Annotated in this window: 17 protein-coding genes and 2 riboswitches; of the genes, 6 read left to right on the forward strand and 11 right to left on the reverse strand. The window is 61.7% G+C overall.

The window, feature by feature from the left end; genetic code table 11:
• Window positions 1-18 precede the first annotated feature (18 nt).
• Both ACM6IQ_RS21330 and ACM6IQ_RS21335 read right to left on the reverse strand, forming a co-directional pair.
• Window positions 19-1578, reverse strand: a complete 1560-nt coding sequence (locus tag ACM6IQ_RS21330) for a TerC family protein (protein WP_414879760.1) — start codon at window positions 1576-1578, stop codon at window positions 19-21.
• 315 nt (window positions 1579-1893) lie between these two features.
• Window positions 1894-2760, reverse strand: a complete 867-nt coding sequence (locus tag ACM6IQ_RS21335) for a LysR family transcriptional regulator (protein ID WP_017339156.1) — start codon at window positions 2758-2760, stop codon at window positions 1894-1896.
• A gap of 165 nt (window positions 2761-2925) precedes the next feature.
• Between ACM6IQ_RS21335 and ACM6IQ_RS21340 the strand changes: the two genes are divergently transcribed.
• Window positions 2926-4467, forward strand: coding sequence for an MFS transporter (locus ACM6IQ_RS21340; RefSeq protein ID WP_414879761.1), 1542 nt, complete (start codon window positions 2926-2928; stop codon window positions 4465-4467).
• Here ACM6IQ_RS21340 and ACM6IQ_RS21345 read toward each other — a convergent pair.
• Complete coding sequence (locus ACM6IQ_RS21345) at window positions 4451-4861, reverse strand: MerR family transcriptional regulator (protein WP_414879762.1); 411 nt, start codon at window positions 4859-4861, stop codon at window positions 4451-4453. The two genes, ACM6IQ_RS21340 and ACM6IQ_RS21345, sit on opposite strands and share 17 nt — an antisense overlap.
• 77 nt (window positions 4862-4938) lie before the next feature.
• Here ACM6IQ_RS21345 and ACM6IQ_RS21350 point away from each other — a divergent pair, with 77 nt between their 5' ends.
• On the forward strand, window positions 4939-6162 hold the full coding sequence (locus ACM6IQ_RS21350) for an NADH:flavin oxidoreductase/NADH oxidase family protein (protein ID WP_414879763.1): 1224 nt from the start codon (window positions 4939-4941) through the stop codon (window positions 6160-6162).
• Window positions 6163-6243: 81 nt separating this feature from the next.
• On the opposite strand, the gene ACM6IQ_RS21355 is transcribed toward ACM6IQ_RS21350, so the two are convergent.
• The 5 genes from ACM6IQ_RS21355 to cobW all read right to left on the reverse strand — a co-directional run bounded on the left by ACM6IQ_RS21355 (window position 6244) and on the right by cobW (window position 14848).
• Complete coding sequence (locus ACM6IQ_RS21355; RefSeq protein WP_017339160.1) at window positions 6244-7890, reverse strand: phospholipase D-like domain-containing protein; 1647 nt, start codon at window positions 7888-7890, stop codon at window positions 6244-6246.
• Between the two features lie 152 nt (window positions 7891-8042).
• Entirely contained in the window at window positions 8043-8783 is a 741-nt protein-coding gene (locus ACM6IQ_RS21360; protein ID WP_017339161.1) for a vWA domain-containing protein, read from the reverse strand.
• Window positions 8708-9709: an ATP-binding protein gene (locus tag ACM6IQ_RS21365; protein ID WP_017339162.1), complete on the reverse strand. Its 1002-nt coding sequence runs from the start codon at window positions 9707-9709 to the stop codon at window positions 8708-8710. Before ACM6IQ_RS21365 ends, ACM6IQ_RS21360 begins: the two co-directional genes overlap by 76 nt.
• A gap of 180 nt (window positions 9710-9889) precedes the next feature.
• Entirely contained in the window at window positions 9890-13783 is a 3894-nt protein-coding gene (gene cobN, locus ACM6IQ_RS21370) for a cobaltochelatase subunit CobN (protein ID WP_414879764.1), read from the reverse strand.
• Window positions 13784-13786: 3 nt separating this feature from the next.
• The gene (gene cobW / locus ACM6IQ_RS21375) at window positions 13787-14848 is read right to left on the reverse strand and encodes a cobalamin biosynthesis protein CobW (protein ID WP_414879765.1); all 1062 of its coding nucleotides are present in this window, start codon (window positions 14846-14848) and stop codon (window positions 13787-13789) included.
• 101 nt (window positions 14849-14949) lie between these two features.
• Window positions 14950-15163, reverse strand: a riboswitch (cobalamin riboswitch).
• A 241-nt stretch (window positions 15164-15404) separates the two neighbouring features.
• Window positions 15405-15633: riboswitch (cobalamin riboswitch) on the forward strand.
• Window positions 15634-15752: 119 nt separating this feature from the next.
• Here cobW and ACM6IQ_RS21380 point away from each other — a divergent pair.
• From ACM6IQ_RS21380 to cobM, 4 genes are all read left to right on the forward strand, one after another.
• Window positions 15753-15956, forward strand: a complete 204-nt coding sequence (locus ACM6IQ_RS21380; RefSeq protein ID WP_414879766.1) for a CbtB domain-containing protein — start codon at window positions 15753-15755, stop codon at window positions 15954-15956.
• A gap of 11 nt (window positions 15957-15967) precedes the next feature.
• Window positions 15968-16672: a CbtA family protein gene (locus tag ACM6IQ_RS21385; RefSeq protein WP_017339166.1), complete on the forward strand. Its 705-nt coding sequence runs from the start codon at window positions 15968-15970 to the stop codon at window positions 16670-16672.
• A complete protein-coding gene (locus ACM6IQ_RS21390) occupies window positions 16669-17082 on the forward strand; it encodes a cobalamin biosynthesis protein (RefSeq protein ID WP_017339167.1) in 414 nt (137 codons plus the stop codon). Before ACM6IQ_RS21385 ends, ACM6IQ_RS21390 begins: the two co-directional genes overlap by 4 nt.
• 83 nt (window positions 17083-17165) lie before the next feature.
• Window positions 17166-17912, forward strand: a complete 747-nt coding sequence (cobM, locus tag ACM6IQ_RS21395) for a precorrin-4 C(11)-methyltransferase (protein ID WP_017339168.1) — start codon at window positions 17166-17168, stop codon at window positions 17910-17912.
• A 201-nt stretch (window positions 17913-18113) separates the two neighbouring features.
• On the opposite strand, the gene nfuA is transcribed toward cobM, so the two are convergent.
• From nfuA to ACM6IQ_RS21410, 3 genes are all read right to left on the reverse strand, one after another.
• Entirely contained in the window at window positions 18114-18698 is a 585-nt protein-coding gene (nfuA, locus tag ACM6IQ_RS21400) for a Fe-S biogenesis protein NfuA (protein ID WP_017339169.1), read from the reverse strand.
• A gap of 57 nt (window positions 18699-18755) precedes the next feature.
• Window positions 18756-19790, reverse strand: coding sequence for an acyltransferase family protein (locus ACM6IQ_RS21405; RefSeq protein WP_414879767.1), 1035 nt, complete (start codon window positions 19788-19790; stop codon window positions 18756-18758).
• Between the two features lie 94 nt (window positions 19791-19884).
• Window positions 19885-22182 carry a fatty acid cis/trans isomerase gene (locus ACM6IQ_RS21410; protein WP_414879768.1) on the reverse strand — a complete coding sequence of 766 codons (2298 nt, stop codon included), beginning with the start codon at window positions 22180-22182 and terminating at the stop codon, window positions 19885-19887.
• Window positions 22183-22253: the final 71 nt, after the last annotated feature.

Consider the following 22253-nt stretch of genomic DNA (forward strand, 5'->3'; position numbering starts at 1 on the left):
ATCGAAAACGGTGAAAAATCACTCGCCGATCCGCACCAGAAACACCCGTGTCACCCGCCGCTCTTCAACCGCCATGACGGTCATCCGCCAGCCTTCCCACTCATGGTGGTCGCCGATCAACGGCAGACGATCCAGCAAGCTCACCACCAGTCCGGCGAGGGTCTGATAGTCGTCGGTAGGTTCGGCAGCAAACCCGGTCCGCTGACGCACACGCGCCAGGTTCAGCGCGCCGCTGACCACGAATCCGCCTTTCTCCTCGACCACATCCGGACCTTCGATTTCGCTGGCATCGGGCAACTCACCGGCAATCGATTCGAGAATGTCGGTCATGGTCAGCACGCCGACGAAGTCACCGAATTCATTGACCACAAAGGCAATGTGAGTCGAGGCTTTGCGCATCTGTTCCAGAGCGTTGAGGATCGAATAGCTGTCGAGCAAATTGAGGGTCTTGCGCGCCAGGTGCTCGAGGTTTGGCTCGTTGCCGGACAGGTATTCCTTGAGCAATTCCTTCTTGTGCACGAAGCCCAGCGGCTCATCCACCGCACCATCGCGAATCAGCGGCAGGCGCGAGTAGGACGAATGCATCAGCCGTGCACGGATGGCTTCCGCGTCGTCGGACAGGTCGATGTGATCGACATCGGCGCGCACGGTCATCAGCGTGCGGATCGGACGCTCGGCCAGTTGCAAGACACCGCTGATCATCACGCGCTCGCGGCGATCGAACAGCTCCTCGCTCGGTGCTTCGCCGTTGTCCAGCAGATCGGAGATCTCCTCACCCACCTCTTCCGCCGCCAACTTGCGACCGCCCAACAAACGCAGCACAGCGTGGGCCGTACGCTCACGCATGGGTCGCAGGCCCTGCATGGACTTCTTGCGCCGGGCCCGGGCGATCTGGTTGAAAATTTCGATCAGGATCGAGAAACCAATGGCCGCGTACAAGTAGCCCTTCGGAATGTGGAAGCCCAGGCCCTCAGCGGTCAGCGCGAAACCGATCATCATCAGGAAGCCCAGACACAGCATGATGACCGTCGGGTGTGCGTTGACGAAACGCGTCAGCGGCTTGCTGGCGACGATCATGAGGCCAATGGAGATGATCACCGCGATCATCATTACCGCCAGTTCATCGACCATGCCCACCGCGGTAATCACCGCGTCGAGGGAGAACACCGCGTCGAGCACCACGATCTGCGCGACGATCGGCCAGAACTGCGCGTAAGCCGTACTGGATGAGCGTTCGCCAACATGACCTTCGAGTCGCTCGTGCAATTCCATGGTCGCTTTGAACAACAGGAACACACCACCGAACAACATGATCAGGTCACGACCGGAGAAGCTCTTGTCGAACACTTCGAACAGCGGCTGGGTCAGGGTCACCAGCCAGGAAATACTTGCCAGCAGGCCCAGGCGCATCAGCAGCGCCAGTGACAAACCGATGATTCGCGCACGGTCGCGTTGCTCGGGGGGCAGTTTGTCCGCGAGGATCGCGATAAACACCAGGTTGTCGATGCCGAGCACCAGCTCCAGCACGATCAACGTCAGCAGGCCCAGCCACGCGGTGGGATCAGCTATCCATTCCATAAAAACGTCTCGATCTCTTCAGTGAATTCAGAATGCCGGACACGGCAAAGCGCGGCGCAGAGGCCGTGGAGTTGCAATGGCAAGGGTGTTCTGAAATCGAAAGACCGGGTGTTTCACGCGTGTCAAACGCGCACGGTGGCGCGAAGAAGAAGGATAACCGGGAGGCTCCAAAAGGGTGTTCATGCAAATCCTGAAAGGAAAAAGGCATTCGAGCGTACATGTGAAAGCGACTTTTCCTACAGCCGGAAATCATTACAAAATCTGTACACCTCTGGATTTCCAATGTCCGACAGATTGCTCGCGAAGCTGTTGCTTTCAGCGGTTTTTCACCCGCTCGATGTACCGCACCACCGCCGCTGATTTCTCGAACCGTCGATGAATCAACGACAACCACGAGCTCGCCTCACACCCTTTGATCGACCGGTACAGCACGCCAGGCAAACCGACATGCCCGACCACCGACTCCGGCACCACCGCCACGCCCTGCCCCAGCGACACCAGCGCCAGCACTGCCACCAGCCCGCCGGGTTGCGCGCCCAGTTTCGGTGCAAACCCGCCCTCGGCAGCGACTTGCAAGGTGCCGCTGATCTGTTCCGGCAGGATGAACGTCTCGGCCTGCAGATGCTCCGGGCCGATCTCGGTCAAACGGCACAACCAGGATTCGCTCGACAGCGCCAGCACAAAGCCTTCCGCGTCGAGGCGGATGGCGTCCAGGCCCTCGGGCAAGGTCATGGGTGAGCGGACATAACCGATATCGAATCGCCCTTCGAGCACCATCGTCGGCAACGACACCATGGGGCTTTCGCGCACATTCAGGCTGACGTCCGGACACTCGCGACTGAAAGCCTGCACCTGCTTTTGCAGCAATCCCGAGTACACCGCCGAGGCCACGTAACCCAGTTCGATATGGCCTATATCCCCGCGTCCGGCGCGCTGGGCATTTTGCTGGGCGTATTCGAATTGCCGCACCGTCGCTTCAGCTTCGATCACCAGCGCAGCGCCGGCTTCGGTCAGGCTGACTTCCCGTGTCTGGCGCACGAACAGGCGCGTGCCGAGTTCGTTCTCCATGTCCTGGATCTGCCGAGTCAGGGTCGGCGGTGCGATACCGAGCTGTTCGGCGGCGCGCGTGAAGTTGCCTTGCCGGGCAACGGCCAGAAAATAGCGGAAATGCCGTATATCCATCGGTGCATTAGCTCAAAGGTAATGAAGTCCCATTTTCCGGCTAACAATGACAGCAAACGGTCGCGATAAGCTCGTGGTGCAATCACAGTAGAGAGCCCATGCCATGTACGTCAAACCCCTTAGCGCTTCCGCGATCAATGGCCTTGCCCAAAAGGCAATCACATCATGAGCCGCGTCAGTCCGCGTCTGACGTTGTTGACGGCTTCCGGCGTCTGCTCGCTGATCGTCCTCGACACCAACATCGTCGCCGTCACCCTGCCCACCATTGCCCGGGACCTGGGTGCGAACTTTGCCGACATCGAATGGGTGGTCAGCGCCTACATGCTCGCTTTCGCCGCCCTGCTGTTACCGGCAGGCAGCATCGCCGACCGCTTCGGTCGGCAGAAAACCCTGCTCTGTGGCCTGGGCTTGTTCATTCTCGCGTCCATCGGTTGCGGCGCGGCACCCACGGCGTTGTTCCTCGACATCGCCCGGGCAATCAAAGGCGTCGGTGCGGCGTTGTTGCTGACCTCGGCGCTCGCCTCCATCGGCCACACCTTTCACGATGAGGTTGAGCGGGCGAAAGCCTGGGCGTTCTGGGGCGCGTGCATGGGCGTGGCAATGACCGCTGCGCCGACCATTGGCGGGCTGATTACCGAATACATCGGCTGGCGCTGGATTTTCTACCTCAATTTGCCAGTGGGCCTGTTCCTGATGCTGATGGTCTGGCGCGCGGTGCCGGAATCTCGCGATCCCCAATCCGCACGCCTCGATCCCTGGGGCAGCCTGGCGTTCAGTGCCAGTCTGCTGTGCCTGATCTGGGGCCTGATCGAAGCCAACCGGATCGGTTGGAACAACCCGACCACCTACACCCGAATGATCGGCGGCGCGCTGTTGTTGGGATTGTTCGTCGTGATCGAGCGGATGCAGCAGCGGCCGATGGTTGACCTGCAATTGTTCAAGCACCCACGCTTCATCGGTGCGCTGCTGGGCATGTTTGCCTATGCCGGCTGCGCCCAGGTGATGATGACGTTGCTGCCGTTTTATCTGCAGAACGGCCTGGGTTTCTCGGCCATCGCTTCAGGGCTGGGGATGTTGCCGTTTGCACTGACCATGCTGGTTTGCCCGCGTATCGGCGTGCGCCTGGCCAGCCGTTTTGCCCCGGCGACGTTGATGGCCACCGGTCTGACCCTGGTCGGCAGTGGCAACCTGCTGAGCGCCTGGGCGGTCAGCAGCGGCGGATACCTGCCCTTCGCCCTGGCCATTGCCGTGACGGGCGCCGGTGCCGGGCTGCTCAATGGCGATACACAGAAAAACATCATGGCCTGCGTGCCGCGGGAGCGCACCGGCATGGCGTCGGGCATGAGCACCACCATGCGCTTCAGCGCAATCGTGCTGGCTATCGGCGTGTACGGAGCGTTACTGTCCAGTCATACCGAGCAATTGCTGCGCGCCAGTCTGTCGGCACAGGGGACGCAATGGCTCGACCAGACCCAGGGCATCGCCTCGCGGGTGGTGGCCGGCGACATGACGGCGGCGCTGGGCCTGCTGCCGGAAACCGCGCGCAGCCTCGTCGAACCGCTGGCCCGGCAGGCGTTCGTCGGCGGCTTCAGTCTCTTGCTGTTGATCGCCGGCTTACTGGCATTGCTGGGAGCGCTGGTGGTGGGCACGCTGATGCGCAATCCGATCCCCGCGCCATCGGCCGCCGCCATTAACGCGAATGCTTGAATGAAGCCAGCACCCGTACGGCATTGGCGTCGCAGCCCATGCCGTCGGGTTTCGCCTGAATATCGTCGATCACCGCCAACAGCTTTGCCTTGCTCTGCGCCAGGTGCAGCTGCATTTCTTCAATCTGCTCGACTTTGCGCTGGAGACCCGCCATCAGTTCGTCGTGCTTGAATTCCCCGGTCGCGGTGTCCGGCATCAACTGTTTCAACTCTTCCAGACTGAACCCGGCCTGCTGCGCGCACTGGATGAGATACAGCGTTTGCAAGACCTGCTCGGGATAATGCCGGTAGCCGTTCGCCCGGCGTTCCACTTTCTGGATCAGGCCCTGGGCTTCGTAAAACCGAATGCGCGACGGGTTAAACCCGCTTAACTGCGCCAATTCACCAATCTTCATCTCAGCCTCATTTGCCTGCTTGACATTAAAGTTAACTTTAAGCTTAGCCTCTGCTCTTCACTGATGAGGAGTCAAGCATGTCGCCCTTCCAAGCGTTGAATTTGCCCAACGGCCAGACCATCGGCAATCGCATTGCCAAAGCGGCAATGGAAGAGAACCTTGCCGATACCGGACAGGCGCCGTCCGATGCGCTGTTTCGGTTGTATCAGGCCTGGGCCGGGGGCGAAGCCGGATTGTTGCTGACCGGTAACGTGATGATCGATCGTCGTGCGATGACCGGCCCCGGTGGCGTGGTGCTGGAAGATGATCGCGACATGGAACGCTTTCGCCAATGGGCAACGATTGGCCGTTCCGGTGGTGCGCACTTCTGGATGCAGCTCAACCATCCGGGGCGCCAGACCATGGCCAACCTCGGCCAGCAAGCGTGGGCGCCCTCGGCGGTAGCGCTGGATCTTGGTTCATTTTCCAGGATGTTTGCCGAACCCAAACCGATGGCCGAAGACGATATCGCCGAGGTGATCACACGCTTCGCCACCAGCGCTGCACTTGCTGAAAAAGCCGGGTTCACTGGCGTGCAGATTCATGCGGCACACGGTTACCTGCTCAGTCAGTTCCTGTCGCCGCTGACTAACCGTCGAACTGACTGTTGGGGCGGCTCCCTGAAAAATCGCGCGCGTCTGCTGCTGGACGTTGTCCGCGCCGTTCGCCAATCCGTGTCGCCGCAGTTTTGTGTCGCGGTGAAGCTCAACTCCGCCGACTTCCAGCGCGGCGGATTCGATGCCGAAGACGCTCGACAAGTGATTCAGTGGCTCAACGATTTGCAGATCGATTTGTTGGAGTTGTCGGGCGGCAGCTACGAAGCCCCGGCCATGCAAGGCGAGGCGCGCGATGGCCGGACCCTGGCGCGGGAAGCGTACTTTCTGGAGATGGCCGGCGAACTGGCCAGCGTGGCGCGCATGCCAGTGATGGTGACGGGCGGCATTCGACGCCTGGCGATCGTCGAACAGGTGCTCGACAGCGGCATCGCCATGGCCGGCATCGGCACGGCGCTGGCCCTCGAACCGCAGTTGGTCAAACACTGGCGCGAAGGCCAGGACAGCCATCCGCAACTGCCGCCGATCCGCTGGAAACGCAAGCCGTTGGCCGCGCTGGCGAGCATGGCCGTGGTGAAATTCCAGCTCCATCGATTGAGCCGCGGACGCACGCCGCGGCCCGCAGTGTCGGCGGTCTGGGCGCTGATCCTCGACCGCTTGTACATCGGCCGCCGCACGCGTCAGTACCGGCAGGCGATGGGCAAATAATCGAAGGTGGGTTCAAAGGATGAAGTGATCGAGTTGATAGGGACTGCCTGGTCTCGCTGACGCCGGGAGATCGCGTCGACCCTATCGGCCGGAGAAACGCAGTCGCGAGAGCTGCCGCAAATCCCCTGCGACGTAATAGTCATGGGTCCAGCTGTCATCCGCCGTCAGCGGATGGACCTGCTTCAGCGCAAGCTTCCTGGCGAAATAGCGAAAGCGGTAATGCTCGTAGAACCGCAGCAACTCCAAACCGTAACGATCAGCCAGGTCGGTATCGCCACGAACGATCAGGTAGTTTTCGTCGTTGCCATTGCTGGCCGCAGCACTGAGGTTGTGGCTGCCGCTGATGATCGTCGGCGCGTCGCTGGTGAAGTCGGTGACCACGGCTTTGGTGTGCACCAGCAGGTTACCCTTCTGGCCTTTCATGTTCTCGCGAAGCCAGCCTTCCAGCCCGGTGTTGAGCAGCGCGGTAGCGGCGAACTCGGCGCTGCGGTCGGCGTGGAAACCGGTAATGCGGCTGGCGGTGTTTTGCAGGCCGTAACGCAAAATGTCGTCGTGGGGCTGGCCGAGCAAGGCGTTGAGGATGTCGTCGGGCAAGGCGAACGCAGTGACGAACAACACGTCCTTTTTCGCGGCGGTGATGATCTCGACGAACTCACGCAAATCGCCTTGACCCGAGCGTGGGGAGAAGCCGGCGAACAACGGCTGCTGTGGGCCCATCGGGTTGTGTTGCGTGATCCATTGCCGGGTGGCGCCGACGTCGGCCGGTGTCGCCCAGACCTGCTCGAAGGTCCGCAGATAACTGGCGCTGACGCTGGCATCGTCCAGCACATGCACCACGTTCGCCTGGCGATAAACGCCATTGGGTGTGAAATTGGTGCTGCCACAGAGCACCGCTTCGGGCTGAAGCTGCCCGGCTGCATCGACCCGGCTCAGCACCATGAATTTGTTGTGGAAGATGTTGTGGGTGATTCGCCCGCGCTTGTTGGCCGCCGGGATTTTTTCCAGGCTGGCTTCGTTGATGGCGGTGTCGTCATCGTCGGGTTGCGCGTGATACAGAACACGAACCCGCACGCCTCGCTCGAACGCCGCGTTGACGGCATCGACGATCACCTGCAACTCGTACTCGTAAATGGCGATGTCCAGCGCCCACCGATCATCCACCGCCCGCTCGATGAATCCCAGCAAGCGCCCGAGCAGACCATTTTCCAGCCATTGCCGAGGGGCATCGGGCCAGGCCTCGATGGGCAGGTTTTTGTTGGCACTGATCAGCGCGTCAAGGTCGGGAAACTTGCGCTGGAACGCCTGACTGGCGGCCACCGCGCGGTTGAAGATGACACTTTGATGCTGCGGCAGGCCATTGTCGGACGTGACGGTCACTTCCAGGAACTCGCCCAGCTGCGGTGCGTCAGCGCTGCCGTACGCCAGGTGAATCCGGTAATGGATCGTCATGCCCGGATTGACCGCGTAATCGGCCCAGCGAAATTTCTGCAACGGCGCGAGGTCGCTCGGGGTGGCGTGAAACTGCGGGAACGTATGAGTCTTGCCGGGAAACGTCAGGCTGTTGAACAGGAACAACCAGGGCTTGCTGCCCTGCTGTTTTTCGATGGCAAAACCCAGCAAGCCTGTGCGACGGGATTCGGCCAGGTCCATGGCCAGCAGCACGCCGTTGGTGCCGGCGTAGGCCTTGACGCGAAAATCGTCCTGACTGTTTGTGGCGAGAACACGCATGCTTCACTCCTGTGAATGGCGGCGTTCAGAGCATAGGACAGCGCTGCGCATTGGTCGGGATTATCCGATACCGAGGCGACCCTATCGCGAGCAGGCTCGCTCCCACAGAGATCTGCGGTGTTCACCGATCCCCTGTGGCGGCAACACAATACTCAGCCTGAAAGCAAATCGTCGATATGCCGATAATCTGCCTGCAACTCTGCCGCCAACTGCTGCGCCCGCCCCAACCGAATCGGCCCGCGCTCAATGTCGATCAAAAGCCCTGGGCACTCTAGCGCCGGCAACCCCGACCAATCCTTCAACCGCCCATCCGTCACCAGCAACCACCGCTGCTGTTCCGCCGGAAAGCGTTTTTGCCGTGCCGCGAGCCATCGCCCCGCCTCGCCGAGCGCCGCCAGCAACGGCGTGCCACCGCCCGCGCCGAGGCCATCGAGCCAACCGTGTAAACCGCTGGAAGCTCTTAACCCCTGCACTTGCCACGTGGGTGCATGACCGCTGGCCGTCAACAACGCCAGTCGCGCGCGCTGGCGGTAAGCGTCGTCGAACAGTTGTGCCAGCAAACCCTTGGCATCGCTCAATGCCTGGTGGCGGCGTGTCGAGGCCGAGGCGTCGACGATCACCAGCCACAACTCGTGGGGCGAACGGGTGCGCACATGAAACAGCACATCCTGGCGTTGTCGAGGGCGGCCATTGAGCAAGGTGCCGGGCCAGTTGATCGAGCCGCTGTGCGCAGCCTGACGCTTGCCCTGTTTGCCGTTGGCCAGCGGTCCGGCGCGGGGTCTGGCATTCGCCCCCGCATCAGATCGAGGGCGAATGCCTAGGGCTTTTTTGGCCAGCTCGGCACGTCGCGTCGGGCACCGATCGGCAGCGCCTGGGCAGGCATTTCGCCCCACTGGCCCTGGCCTTCACTCGGGCTGGAATGTTGTGGTGAGGGTTGCTGGGCCTGCTGCGGCGCTGGTGGCTGCGATTGTTCGCGACGACGGTGACGCAAGGCAAATTCGGCCACCGCGTCGATATCGTCTTCGGCAATGGCGCTCGCCCCCCGCCACGCCGAATGGGCGCGGGCGGCGCGCAGCCAGACCAGATCGGCGCGCAGGCCATCGACACCGGCGGCGAAACAACGCTCGGTAATCTGTGCCAGCGCTTCATCGTCGAGGGGGATGCTCGCCAGCGTGCGGCGCGCGCGCTCACAACGTTCACGCAGCGACTGCTGCTGGCTCTCCCATTCGGCGCAGAACCGTTGCGGATCGCTGTCGAAATCCAGACGCCGGCGGATGATCTGGCCCCGTTGGGCCGGTGCGGTATGGCCACCGAGCGCCACGTTCAAGCCAAAGCGGTCGAGCAATTGCGGCCGCAGCTCACCCTCTTCCGGGTTCATCGTGCCAATCAGCACGAACTTCGCTGAATGCCGATGGGAAATGCCATCGCGCTCGATCAGGTTGGTGCCGCTGGCGGCGACGTCAAGCAGCAGGTCCACAAGGTGATCGGGCAGCAGATTGACTTCATCGACGTACAGCACTCCGCCGTCAGCCTTGGCCAACACGCCGGGAGAGAACTGTGCGCGACCTTCGCTCAGGGCTGCGTCGAGGTCGAGGGTGCCGACCAGGCGTTCTTCCGTGGCACCGAGCGGCAAGGTGACGAATTGGCCGCTGGCGAGCAGGTCCGCGAGACCGCGGGCCAGGGTGGATTTAGCCATGCCACGCGGACCTTCGATCAGCACGCCGCCGATTTTCGGGTCGATGGCGGTGAGGTACAGGGCAAGTTTCAAGTCGTCGGCGCCGACCACGGCGGAGAGCGGGAAATGCGGGGTGTCGGTCATCTTCAATACTCGGTCATGGTCGGCTATGTTTTGTGGCGAGGGCGCTTGCTCCCGCTCGGCTGCAAAGCAGTCGTAAAACCTGAGAATGCGCTGTGCCTGACAGACTGTGCTTTCAGGTGTTGGGACTGCTGCGCAGCCCGCCGGGAGCAAGCTCCCTCGCCACAGGGTTCACGGTTTGCATCAAGTGTCTTCTTCTATGTCCAGCAACACATTCTCCAGCGCCTCGCGGTATGTGCCCGGCTCTTTCCACATCCCGCGCTGCTGTGCTTCCAGCATGCGTTCGGTCATGTCACGCAAGGCATGCGGATTATGCTCACGGACAAAATCCCGCGTCGCCGGGTCCAGCAAATAAGCATCGGCCAGCAACGCGTACTGGTGATCGTCAATCAGCTGCGTCGTCGCGTCGAAGGCAAACAGGTTATCGACCGTCGCCGCCAATTCAAACGCGCCTTTGTAGCCGTGACGCTTCACGCCGTCGATCCACTTCGGGTTGGCCGCCCGCGAGCGGATCACCCGATTCAGTTCTTCCTTCAACGTGCGAATCTTCGGCAAGTCCGGCTGGCTGTGATCGCCATGGTAACTGGCCGCCGCTTCGCCGCTCAGGCTTTCCACGGCGGCGAGCATGCCGCCCTGGAACTGGTAATAGTCGTTGGAATCGAGCAAGTCATGCTCACGGTTGTCCTGGTTTTGCAGCACCGCCTGAACCTGGCTCAGGCGTTGAGCGAACTGGTCGCGGGCGGCAGTGCCTTCGTCGGAACCGCCGTAAGCATAACCGCCCCAGTTCAGGTACACCTCTGCCAAGTCATCGCGGCTTTGCCACAACCGACCGTCGATGGCGCCTTGCACACCCGCGCCGTAGGCACCGGGTTTCGCGCCGAAGATGCGCCAACCGGCCTGACGCCTGGCCGCCTCCTCATCGAGCCCTGATTGCAGCAGCGTTTCACGCTCGGCGCGGACCTTGGCAGCCAATGGATTAAGATCCTCCGGCTCATCCAGCGCGGCGACCGCTTGCACAGCGGCGTCGAACAGACGGATCAGATTGGCAAACGCATCACGGAAGAAACCGGACACACGCAAGGTCACGTCGACCCGCGGACGGTCCAGCAAGCTCAGCGGCAGAATCTCGAAATCATCGACGCGCTGACTGCCCGTCGCCCAGACCGGGCGCACGCCCATCAGCGCCATGGCTTGGGCGATGTCATCGCCGCCGGTGCGCATGGTCGCAGTGCCCCAGACCGACAGGCCGAGCTGACGCAGGTGATCACCATGATCCTGCAAGTGCCGCTCAAGAATCAGGTTCGCCGACTGGAAACCGATGCGCCACGCGGTGGTGGTCGGCAGGTTGCGCACGTCCACCGAATAGAAATTGCGCCCGGTCGGCAGCACATCCAGGCGACCGCGACTCGGCGCGCCGCTAGGGCCGGCCGGAACAAAACGACCGCCGAGGGCGTCAAGCAGACCGCGCATTTCAGCCGGGCCGCAGGCGTCGAGTCGAGGTGCGACCACTTCGTGCAGGTTGTCGAGGATGGCGTTGACCTCATCCCAACCCGCCTTCTTGGTGAACGGGCTTGTGTGGCGAGGAAGCTTGCTCCCGCTGGACTGCGCAGCAGTCTCATTTTTTGGGTCCGCTTCGCGAACCAACGGGAGCAAGCTCCCTCGCCACAGAGGCTCGTTCTCGCGGGGTTCGGGGTCGGTATTCAGGGTGTGCTCGATCAGTTGCGCGGCGAACAGTTCCAGGCGTTCTCGGGTATCGCCTGCCGTACGCCAAAGTTCATCGCTGATCGCTGACAAGGCATCCGGCCGAGGCCCGGCCCACGGCTCCGCCAACGCACAATCCAGCGGATCGAAACCCAACTCGAAAGCCTTGGCCAACGCCCGCAACAGACTTGATTGCGCCCCGCGGCCATCGCCACGAGGAATGCGCAACAACGCCAACAACGTATCAATGCGCAAACGCCCGGAAGGCGACTCGCCAAAGATGTGCAGGCCGTCACGGATCTGCGACTCCTTCAAATCGCACAGGTAGGTGTCGAGGCGCGGCAACCAGATTGCCGCGTCAGCATCGCTGTCGAGCTTCTCGTCCAGCTGCAGCTCGCGGTCGATGTGCGTGTCGCGCACCAGTTGCAGGATGTCGCGCTGCAATTCCCGGGCGCGACGCGGATCCAGCAATTGCGCTTCGTAATATTCGTCGGCCAGCAACTCAAGGTTGCGCAGCGGGCCGTAGGTCTCGGCACGGGTCAGCGGTGGCATCAGGTGATCGATGATCACCGCTTGTGTGCGACGCTTGGCCTGGGCGCCCTCGCCCGGATCGTTGACGATAAACGGGTAGATGTTCGGCAGCGGCCCGAGCAACGCGTCCGGCCAGCAGTTCTCCGACAGCCCCACGCCTTTGCCCGGCAGCCATTCGAGGTTGCCGTGCTTGCCGACGTGGATCACGCCGTGAGCGCCATAGGTGTTGCGCAACCAGAAATAGAACGCCAGGTAGCCGTGGGGCGGCACCAGGTCCGGGTCGTGATAGACCGCGCTCGGATCGACCTGATAACCGCGCGCCGGTTGAATGCCGATGAAGGTCAGGCCTAAACGCAGCCCGGCGATCATCATCCGTCCGCCGCGGAACATCGGATCGCTTTCGGGCGTGCCCCAGCGTTCCAGCACGGCCTGGCGATTGGCCTCGGGCAAGGCGTCGAACATCGAGTTGTAGTCGCCCAGCGCCAGGCTTTGATGACACGGACGCTGGTCGAGGGTATCGAGATCGTTGCTGACACCGCCAAGCAATTGCTGGATCAACGCGGTGCCGCTGTCCGGCAATTCAACAGGCAGCGGATAACCTTGTGCGTGCAACGCACGGAGGATATTCAATGCGGCAGCAGGTGTATCGAGGCCGACGCCATTGCCAATGCGCCCGTCACGGGTCGGGTAATTGGCGAGGATCAGGGCGATGCGTTTTTCGCTGTTCGGCACCCGCGCCAGATCGATCCAGCGCCGCGCCAGTTCGGCGACAAAATCCATGCGCTCCGGTTGTGGCCGGTAGCACACCACATCGGACTGACTGCGCTCGCTGCGCCACGCCAGGTCCTTGAAGCTGATCGGGCGGCTGATGATCCGTCCGTCCAGTTCCGGCAGCGCGATGTGCATCGCCAGATCCCGCGGGCCGAGGCCCTGTTCGCTGGCCCGCCAACCGGGTTCGTTGTCCTGGGCGCAGATCGCCTGGATCACCGGGATGTTGCGGCGAAACGGTCGCAAGTGCGGGGCTTCGGGGCTGGACTGGGCGAAACCGGTGGTGTTGAGAATCACCCCTGCTTCGACTTCATCCAGCCAGTCCTCGACCACCGTCAGGCAGCCGGGCTCCTTCAAACTGGCCACGGCAATCGGCAAGGGATTTAACCCCGCCGCTTGCAAACGCTGGCAGAAAATATCAATGAACGCAGTGTTCGCCGCCTGCAAATGCGAGCGGTAAAACAGCACCGCTGCCACCGGTTGCCCGGCCTGCCAGTCGGCCTGCCAATCACTCAATGCGGCGGGGCTTTTTTGCGGGTGGTAGATCGCCGTACGCGGCAGGGTTTGTGGCTCGGCCCACGCATAGTCGCGGTCCAGCCAGCGATTGGCCAGGCAGCGAAACAGATCGAGGGCGTTGGCCATGCCGCCCTGGCGCAGGTAATGCCAGAGTCGATCACGGTCCTCAGGTTTCACCGTGCTCAGGTCGCTGAGTTCCGGGTCCGGACGATCATCGCCGGGCACCAGAATCAGCTGCACGCCGCGTTGCGAAAGCTCGACCAGACGCTCGACGCCGTAACGCCAATAGGCAATGCCGCCGTGCAACGAAATCAGAATCACCTTGGCGTGGCGCAGTACTTCATCGACATACAAGTCGACCGAGGCGTGGTTCTGCACCTGCATCGGGTTGGCCAGACGCACACTCGGGTAATCGTCCGGCAACTGCTGCGCCGCTTCGGCGAGCAACGCCAGGCTGGAATCGCCGCTGCACAGGATCACCAGCTCGGCGGGGGTTTGTCCAAGGTCGGCAATGTTGTCGTGCGACACGAAACCGCCGGGCTGGGTCCTGAGCAGGTGCATGGGTTAAACGCTGAGCGCAGCGCGCAATTGCGCTTCGAGTTGCCCGGCGTCCAGCTCCTGACCGATCAACACCAGACGCGTGGTGCGCGCTTCGTCGGCGCCCCACTGACGGTCGAAGTGCTTGTCGAAACGCGTGCCCACGCCCTGGATCAGCAGACGCATCGGTTTGTTCGGGATGGCGGCGAAACCCTTGACCCGCAGGATGCCGTGCTTGACCACGAGTTGGGTCAGCGCGTCCATCAGCAGGCTTTCGTCGGCTTGTGGCAGCTCGATGGAAATGGAGTCGAACGCGTCGTGATCGTGATCATCTTCGCCTTCATGGTGGTGATCATGATGGCTGTGACGGCCGTCGATGTGCTCTTCGGAACCGGCGCCGAGGCCGATCAGCACGTCCAGTGGCAGGCGACCGCTGCTGGCTTCGATGACTTTCACCGCGGGCGGCAGTTCTTCGGCGACTTCAAGGCGCACGCGAGCCAGGTCTTCGGGGCTGATCAGGTCGGCCTTGTTGAGAATCACCAGGTCGGCGCTGGCCAGTTGGTCGGCGAACAACTCGTGCAGGGGCGATTCGTGGTCCAGGTTCGGGTCGAGTTTACGCTGGGCGTCGACCTGGTCCGGGAAGGCCGCGAACGTGCCGGCGGCAACGGCCGGGCTATCAACGACGGTGATCACCGCGTCAACCGTGCAGGCGCTGCGGATTTCCGGCCACTGGAAGGCTTGCACCAAAGGCTTTGGCAGGGCCAGGCCGGAGGTTTCGATCAGGATGTGGTCGAGGTCGCCGCGACGGGCAACCAGTTCGCGCATCACCGGGAAGAATTCTTCCTGGACGGTGCAGCACAGGCAGCCGTTGGCCAGCTCATAGACCCGGCCGTTGGCTTCTTCTTCGGTGCAACCGATCGAGCATTGCTTGAGGATTTCGCCGTCGATGCCCAGTTCGCCGAACTCGTTGACGATCACCGCGATGCGGCGGCCCTGAGCGTTGTCGAGCATGTGCCGCAGCAAAGTGGTTTTGCCCGAGCCGAGGAAGCCGGTAACGATGGTGACGGGGAGTTTGGCCAGTGTTTTCATCGGATGCCCTTTGGCAAGGTGGCGGGCATACGGGACGACGACCGCGGCTGCACAGGCAGGCGCGCGGAAGATTTCGCCACCGGATCACCCCGCCCGGTTGTAGTGAGAATTCGTGTCGAGGCAGGTCTCCTGGCTGACGGTGTGCCTGTCGCTAGACTGGCGTTGGCTGCGCCTTCCCGCGGGCTCCAGGGCTGGAGCGTGCAGTGGCGTGGCAGCGAACATCACCGTTCACAGTTGCGGGGGCAGCCGCGGCATCGACCGCGTTCCCTTCTTAGCTTCGGCAAACGCCGAAGAACCTCGAAAGCGCAAGGCTACGCATGGTGTGTGGGCGGGTCAATGTCCGTCAGTTGATTGCAATCCCCTGTGGCGAGGGGATTTATCCCCGTTGGGCTGCGAAGCGGCCCCCTGCATTCCTTCAGGCATACCCCGCAAGCAGGTTTTGCGACGGCTTCGCCGCCGAACGGGGATAAATCCCCTCGCCACAGGTAACACTCCTTGCCCTTGCCCCCGAGTTGAGAACCCTTGCCAATTGACGCCCAACCCCCGCCCATGCTCTCCTACACGCCTTGTTACGGGTGCCCTTCACAGGGTGAAACGGGAAACCGGTGAATCATGTGCTTTACTCAAAGCCATGTCAGTCCGGTGCTGCCCCCGCAACGGTAAGCGAGCGAAGCGTCAGATCCACTGTGCCAGCAGTTCGGCATGGGAAGGTGACGCTTGCAGGTTTCGGCTGATGCCAAAGCCCCTCGCGAGCCCGGAGACCGGCCCGCAACACAAAGTGACGATTACGTTCACTGAATAACAAACCCGCGGTGGGCGGGCGCTGTTTGAACCTCTGCGAGCCCGATTCGCAGGGGTCTTCCATGCGCTCTATTCACCCGCTGACAGACCAGAGGGAAGCGCCATGTCGATCATCAGCAGCACCGGCAGCAACAGCGATAAGAGCACCGCCAGCACCACCACGACCCTGACCCAACGCCTGACCGCTGCCGTATGCGCATCGATCCTTGGCGCGTGCCTCGTGTATTTCGCCGGTTTCTCGCACATCGAAGCCGTGCACAATGCCGCGCACGATACCCGTCACAGCTCCGCCTTCCCGTGCCATTGAGACCTGTCGACATGATCAAGCGTATCGCGCAAACCGCAGGCTTCACCGGGCTGCTGGCCGCCCTGTTGCTGACCCTGCTGCAAAGCTTCTGGGTCGCACCGCTGATTTTGCAGGCCGAGACTTACGAACAATCCGAGCCGGCCGCTGTTGAAGTTCATGAGCACGCCGCTGGCACCGCCGCTCACGCCCACGATGCCGAAGCCTGGGAACCGGAAGACGGCTGGCAGCGCGTGCTGTCGACGACCGGCGGCAACCTGGTGGTAGCCGTAGGTTTCGCCCTGATGCTCGCCGGCCTCTACACCTTGCGTGCGCCGACCAAAACCTCCCAGGGCCTGCTCTGGGGCCTGGCCGGTTACGCGACGTTTGTACTGGCGCCGACACTCGGCCTGCCACCGGAACTGCCGGGCACTGCCGCGGCGGACCTGGCACAACGGCAAATCTGGTGGATCGGCACGGCAGCGTCGACCGCCGTCGGCATCGCGCTGATCGTGTTCAGCCGTCACTGGCTGATGAAGGTACTGGGCGTGGCGATTCTCGCCGTTCCCCACGTCATTGGCGCCCCGCAACCGGAAGTGCACTCGATGCTCGCGCCGGAAGCCCTGGAAGCCCAGTTCAAAATCGCTTCGCAGCTGACCAACGTGGCGTTCTGGCTGGCCCTGGGCCTGATCAGTGCCTGGTTGTTCCGCCGCAAAAGCGATGGCCAATACCACGCATGACGCAGACCAGCACAGCGCCGACTTTAGTGGTCGGCCTGGGCTGCCAGCGCGGCTGCCCTGTCAGCACGCTGCGGGCGTTACTCGATCAGGCGTTACAGGCGCATCAAATCGGACTTCACCAGATCAAGGCCCTGGCCAGCATCGACCTGAAGCGCGACGAACCTGGCCTGATCGAGCTCGCCGCACAACTCGCGCTGCCCTTGATGTATTTCAGCAGTGAGCAACTGGCCGGTTATCAACCACAACTCAGCCACCGCTCGGACATCGCTTTTGAGCGCACTGGCTGCTATGGCGTAGCCGAAAGCGCCGCCCTCGCCCTCGCTGAACAACTGGCTCAGGCACCGGCAAAACTGCTGATCTCGCGACAAAAATACGCCCAGGCCACCCTGGCATTGGCGTGCGCCGCGTAAAATCCTCGATAATCCCCGCCTTCGATCATGAGCAATCTTCATCTGAAGCCTTGCCCAGGCCCTTTTTCTGACAGGAAACGACGATGACCGTCTACTTCATTGGCGCAGGTCCCGGCGACCCGGAACTGATCACCGTCAAAGGCCAGAGGCTGATCCGCAGTTGCCCGGTGATCATCTACGCCGGCTCCCTGGTACCTGCCGCCGTACTGGAAGGCCATAATGCCGAACAGGTGGTCAACAGCGCCGAACTGCATCTGGAACAGATCATTGAACTGATCAAGACTGCCCATGCCAATGGCCAGGATGTGGCGCGGGTGCATTCTGGCGACCCAAGCCTTTATGGCGCGATCGGCGAACAGATTCGCTACCTGCGTGAGCTCGATATTCCGTTTGAAATCATTCCTGGTGTCACTGCCACGGCGGCCTGTGCAGCGCTTTTGGGTGCGGAGCTAACGTTGCCGGACGTGTCACAGAGCGTGATTCTGACTCGCTACGCCGACAAGACGGCGATGCCCGCGGGTGAAGAGCTCGGCAGTCTGGCGCAACATGGGGCGACCATGGCGATCCATCTTGGGGTCAATCATCTGGAGAAAATCCTGGTTGAATTGCTGCCGCATTACGGCGCGGACTGTCCGATTGCGGTAATTCACCGGGCGACCTGGCCGGACCAGGACTGGGTGGTGGGGACGATTGCGGACATTGCCGGGAAGGTTGAGGCGAAGGGGTTTCGGCGTACAGCGCTGATTCTGGTGGGCCGGGTGTTGGGTAGCGATCACTTCAGTGAGTCATCGCTCTACCGGGCCGGACATGCGCATCTCTATAGACCTTGAGCCAAACCAAACCCTGTGGCGAGGGGATTTATCCCCGTTGGGACGCGAAGCGACCCCATCATCCTTTCAGACACACCCCGCAAGCTGGTTTGGCGGCGGCTTCGCCACCGAACGGGGATAAATCCCCTCGCCACAGGTAACCGATCACCCATAAAAAACGGCGCTCACGGGGCGCCGTTTTTTATGTTTGCAGCGGACACCTTAGTAGTAGGCGTTTTCTTTCTGCGTATGGTCGGTCACGTCACGCACACCCTTGAGCTCGGGAACGCGCTCGAGCAAGGTGCGCTCGATGCCTTCGCGAAGGGTGACGTCTGCCTGGCCGCAGCCCTGACAACCGCCGCCGAACTTCAACACGGCGATGCCGTCGTCGACCACATCGATCAGGCTGACCTGACCGCCGTGGCTGGCGAGCCCCGGGTTGATCTCGGTTTGCAGGTAGTAGTTGATGCGCTCGTTGACCGGGCTGTCGGCATTGACCATCGGGACTTTGGCATTTGGCGCCTTGATGGTCAGCTGGCCGCCCATGCGGTCGGTGGCGTAGTCGACAACCGCATCGTCCAGGAAAGCTTCGCTGAACGAGTCGATATAAGCGGTGAAGCTTTTCAGCCCCAGCGCAGTGTCTTCGGGTTTTTCTTCGCCCGGCTTGCAGTAGGCAATGCAGGTCTCGGCGTACTGGGTGCCAGGCTGTGTGATAAAGACGCGGATGCCGATGCCCGGGGTGTTCTGCTTGGAGAGCAGATCAGCCAGGTAATCGTGGGCGGCGTCGGTGATGGTAATAGCGGTCATGGAAACTCCTCGCAGGCTTGGGCGCAGTTTACGCCAATCATCGCGCCGTACAAAGTCCTAGTATTTTTGTCGGGAAAGCGCCAGTTCGCCCCGATCAGACGTTTCGCCGTCAATCCTCGCTTTAAGCCACCGATAGCTGCTTTTTTCCACCCATTCGTAACTTGCCCACGACGCCAGGCCAATGGTCGCGACGCAAACGGCGAACATCACGTAGGGGTTTACGCCATAACGCTGTGCGACAAATCCTCCGGCAGACAGCACCAACACGTGCATCAGGTACACCGAGTAGGAACAATCGCCGAGCAGTTTGAACACCCGACTGTTCGCGAAAAAACGCTCCAGCGCCATGCACGCCATCACCAGCAATGCGCTCGGCAGGCCCCAGGCAAAAAACCGCGGCTGCGGCGCCAGGTAATAAATCGCCAGCAGCGCAGCGCCAATCCCCAGCAATGGCAGCCATAGCGCGGGCTTGATCCAGCCACGGCGGTAGATCATGCCGATGGCAATCCCCAGCAGAAACTCATAAACGATGTCCGAGCGGTAAAACTCGCTGATCCAGCCATAGCCAGTCCACGCCTGACACACCGCAAACAGCAGCGCCGCGACGATCAGCAACCGCGCCTGCAAACGGAACAGCAACGCCCAGGCAAACAGCAGGTAGAAGAGCATTTCGTAGTTAAGGGTCCAGCCGACATTGAGCGTCGGATATATCCCGTAACCGCCGGGGTTTTCTGTAGGAATGAACAGCAACGACAGAAGGAAATGCGACCAGTCGACCGTCTGATCCGGTAGCACCGGTCGTGCGAATACCACCACCAGCGCCATCAGCACCGTGTACAGCCAATACGCCGGCACGATGCGAAATAGCCGATACAGCAGGAACCGCCCCGGCGGCAGCGACTTGCCCTCGGTGGAGAGGAATATCACCAGGCCACTGATAACGAAGAAGACATCGACGCCCACCGCGCCCTTGTCGATGAACATCTGACCGATCGGACCACGGGCCTTGAAGTCGAAGAAAATCTGCATGAAATGGTGACAAACCACCGTCCAGGCCGCGAGCGCGCGCAGTGCCTGTACTGAAATCAACATTGACCGCCCTCCCGTTCCGTCCCGCCATCCACCGCTCCCACAGGGTTTCTACGGCGCCTTCAGATTGGGACATCAGGCATCTGTCAAAAGTCGATCAAAGATTCTCGTAGCGGTTCATGTCCAGCACGCCCTCTTCCACCGGGTCGGTTTCGTGGACGTATTGGCTCAGGTCATGGAAGTAAAACCAGAACTGCGGATGGCTGCGGCGAATTCCCCAGCGCTCGACGATTTTCTCGAAACGATTGGCGTCTTTGGCGTTTTCCATCGCCTCTACAAAAGCTGGCACTTGCTCGGCCGGAATATTGAACATGAAGTTCGGGTAACTGCTGAGTACGCCGGGGAAAATGGTGAGCGTGTCGAGCCCCGGTTGATACCGCAGCGATTCCCCCAACAGGAACGCCACATTGCTGTGCGCGCGGTTGCGCAACAGGCTGTAGACCTCGCGCTTGCCGCTCCTGGACTCGATACGCAACATCGTTGCTTCCGGCAGTTGATCGATGACCTTCAGGCCTGCTGCCGGACGCGACACCAGGCGACTCAAGGCCTGCTCGGCGCTCTGTAACGCCGGGTCAATGTTCGGTCGCGAGCAATACGCGCCGTCGCAGCGGTTGATCGGATCGGGATGGGCGTTGAGCTCGCCATAGCGAGCCAGCAACTGCATCGCAAAGTCGCGCTTCGGGTCTTTCTCGTCGAGTTTCAGCGCCGTCGGCTTGTCGTTGTCGATGGCTTCATAGTCCAGCCACATCTTGAATTTGCCGCCGCTCTGGTACCAGTCGTCGAGAAAGTCGTCCCGGGAATCGGCGGGCATCAGGCGCAGGAAATTCTGCTCGGCGCCGTTGCGGATCAGGTCGAAATACAGGCGGGTCTGTGCTTGATGGGAGACGTTGCCGAACACGTCGAAGTTGACCGCCAACTGATAATACGTGCGCTCCAACAGTGGAAAATCGAACAACCACATGGTTTGCGGCACGTCACCGATCAGGCCCTTGTTCACCGATGCGCTGTCGAAATGACGGAAGATGGTCAGCAGCGCGTTGTCGTTGCCAGCCCACAAGGTCGACCAGCTCGGCGCCGGCGCATCGGCGTAGCTGTCGCGACGCAGCGCCTCGTACTCGTTGCGCTTGTCGCGGTAGTCATGCCACAGGCTCAGGACACTGCCGACGTCGTCGTTCTGGCCCGGCATCGCCAGCAATGGCGTGGCTTGCCCGCGGTAGTTCGGGTCAGTGATGTAGAGATCGTGTTCCGGCGCCTGGAACAGCGCCCAGAAGTTATCGCGAATCACATCGGTGGCAATCTGGCCGCGGCACACAGGCCCGCGGATAAACGTGCGCACGAAGTACTCGGCGTTATCGAGCATGAACTGATAACGCGCCTGCGCCGGTATCGCTTCGAACGTGGTGAACGGGTTGGCCCGGCGCTCCGGCCCGTAACCCGGCAAGGCGTAGACCTGCCAGTTGCCGCTGTAGAACAGGCTTTTGATCCGCGCCATCTTCGCCGCGCTCAGCGGATAAGTGATGTGGGTCTTCTGCACGATCACGCCCTGCACCGACCGCAAGCGGTAATACACCTGCGTGCCCGGATCGTCATTCGGGCGGCGCGTGTTGATCAGGTCAATCGGCTGGCCGGTCGGCGTGCGCGAACGTACCCACTGAAAGAAATGCCCCGGCTCGCCGTCCTTGAAGTAAAGGTGGGCGAGGAACCAGTGTTCGAACAACCAGCGCCCCACCAGGCTCTGGCGGGCGCCCGGCGAGTTGAGCAGGTTTTCCCATTGCACCACCTGCAAGGCTTCTTTCGTCGACGGCACCAAGCCCTGCTCATCGATCGGCGCGCCCGAGGCCAGCCAGCGTTGCAGGGTCTGGTACTGCTGATCGGTCAAGCCAGTGACCGCCAGCGGCATGCCTTCCTTCGGATGAGCGCTGACGTAACCGCCGAATTCGGCCGGCATCGCGCATATGTTTTCCCGGTTCAGACCCAGGACGATGTCTTCCGGCAATTTGGCGTTGGGCGTCAGAGGCGTCTTGTGACCCAGTTCCAGCATGCGCGCCATCAATGCGGCCTGGCTGCCCTGGGCGTCGAGCACCGGGTAGAAGCCTTTTTGCTGCCAGGCGTGTTGACCGAACGCGTCATAAAACAACCGGGTCGGTGCGGCAGCCTGGCTGCGTTCGCCGTCGTAGACCGAGACTTTCGACGCGCCGCGCGCAGCACCTTCGCCACTGCCCAGATTGAGCTGACAGGGGGCGTCATTGCAGGCATGGCAGGCCACGCACTTTTCGGTGAAGATCGGTTGGATGTCGCGACTGTAGGAAATGGCAGCAGAAATTGCCGGATCCTGCGCCATGGCGCCACAGCTTAAAACCAGCAATACACTGCTGATGACGACGCGATACGACATGTCTCTGTTCCCGATCCTCGAAAAAACGCCGCGATTCTACCGAGACAGCGCCTACACCAACATGAACGATA

Origin of the sequence: Pseudomonas sp. IT-P100, from assembly GCF_949767185.1 — a bacterium.
GTDB lineage: Bacteria > Pseudomonadota > Gammaproteobacteria > Pseudomonadales > Pseudomonadaceae > Aquipseudomonas > Aquipseudomonas fluorescens_B.

Excerpts from the sequence above, each read along its gene's own strand:
- ACM6IQ_RS21330 (WP_414879760.1), bottom strand. The coding sequence starts at position 1,578 with ATGGAATGGATAGCTGATCCCACCGCGTGGCTGGGCCTGCTGACGTTG.
- ACM6IQ_RS21335 (WP_017339156.1), bottom strand. The coding sequence starts at position 2,760 with ATGGATATACGGCATTTCCGCTATTTTCTGGCCGTTGCCCGGCAAGGC.
- ACM6IQ_RS21340 (WP_414879761.1), top strand. The coding sequence starts at position 2,926 with ATGAGCCGCGTCAGTCCGCGTCTGACGTTGTTGACGGCTTCCGGCGTC.
- ACM6IQ_RS21345 (WP_414879762.1), bottom strand. The coding sequence starts at position 4,861 with ATGAAGATTGGTGAATTGGCGCAGTTAAGCGGGTTTAACCCGTCGCGC.
- ACM6IQ_RS21350 (WP_414879763.1), top strand. The coding sequence starts at position 4,939 with ATGTCGCCCTTCCAAGCGTTGAATTTGCCCAACGGCCAGACCATCGGC.
- ACM6IQ_RS21355 (WP_017339160.1), bottom strand. The coding sequence starts at position 7,890 with ATGCGTGTTCTCGCCACAAACAGTCAGGACGATTTTCGCGTCAAGGCC.
- ACM6IQ_RS21365 (WP_017339162.1), bottom strand. The coding sequence starts at position 9,709 with ATGACCGACACCCCGCATTTCCCGCTCTCCGCCGTGGTCGGCGCCGAC.
- cobN (WP_414879764.1), bottom strand. The coding sequence starts at position 13,783 with ATGCACCTGCTCAGGACCCAGCCCGGCGGTTTCGTGTCGCACGACAAC.
- cobW (WP_414879765.1), bottom strand. The coding sequence starts at position 14,848 with ATGAAAACACTGGCCAAACTCCCCGTCACCATCGTTACCGGCTTCCTC.
- ACM6IQ_RS21380 (WP_414879766.1), top strand. The coding sequence starts at position 15,753 with ATGTCGATCATCAGCAGCACCGGCAGCAACAGCGATAAGAGCACCGCC.
- ACM6IQ_RS21385 (WP_017339166.1), top strand. The coding sequence starts at position 15,968 with ATGATCAAGCGTATCGCGCAAACCGCAGGCTTCACCGGGCTGCTGGCC.
- ACM6IQ_RS21390 (WP_017339167.1), top strand. The coding sequence starts at position 16,669 with ATGACGCAGACCAGCACAGCGCCGACTTTAGTGGTCGGCCTGGGCTGC.
- cobM (WP_017339168.1), top strand. The coding sequence starts at position 17,166 with ATGACCGTCTACTTCATTGGCGCAGGTCCCGGCGACCCGGAACTGATC.
- nfuA (WP_017339169.1), bottom strand. The coding sequence starts at position 18,698 with ATGACCGCTATTACCATCACCGACGCCGCCCACGATTACCTGGCTGAT.
- ACM6IQ_RS21405 (WP_414879767.1), bottom strand. The coding sequence starts at position 19,790 with ATGTTGATTTCAGTACAGGCACTGCGCGCGCTCGCGGCCTGGACGGTG.
- ACM6IQ_RS21410 (WP_414879768.1), bottom strand. The coding sequence starts at position 22,182 with ATGTCGTATCGCGTCGTCATCAGCAGTGTATTGCTGGTTTTAAGCTGT.